We start from the raw sequence: 393 nt of genomic DNA, 5'->3' as shown, positions 1-393 counted from the left end.
GAAGACGATCAGCTACAGCTATACCTATACGAAGGAGGATGTCGGCTCCTACATCACGGTGGAATACAAAGCGAAGGAAAATGCTGCCCATTATCAGGGAAGCATAAAGAAGACGAATTCTGTCATCGTGACAAAAGAGATGAACCCAAATCCATTGGATGCCAAGTATCAAGATTTGAAGCGAGACCTGGATACGAACCTGATCCTGACAGAGGTGAATGATACGTATGAATACTATCTCAGTAAGGAAGAAGGGTATACTCCGGAAGAAGGAGACTGGGATACGCTGAAGAAGAAAGACGACGGCAGCTATGAATTTACGAACCTGAATCGAACGACGACATACTATCTGTGGACGAGGATCGCAGAGACGGACACCTATGATCCAAGTGC

1 protein-coding gene is annotated in these 393 nt (G+C 45.8%); it reads left to right on the top strand.

The features are described from left to right. Positions 1-393: hypothetical protein (locus tag NE665_RS24090; RefSeq protein WP_256302729.1), on the top strand; the 393-nt coding region annotated here is incomplete at both ends.

This window comes from Clostridium sp. DFI.1.208, assembly GCF_024463855.1.
Classification (GTDB): domain Bacteria; phylum Bacillota_I; class Bacilli_A; order Erysipelotrichales; family Erysipelotrichaceae; genus Clostridium_AQ.
This window is presented reverse-complemented; position numbering and strand designations above follow the sequence as displayed.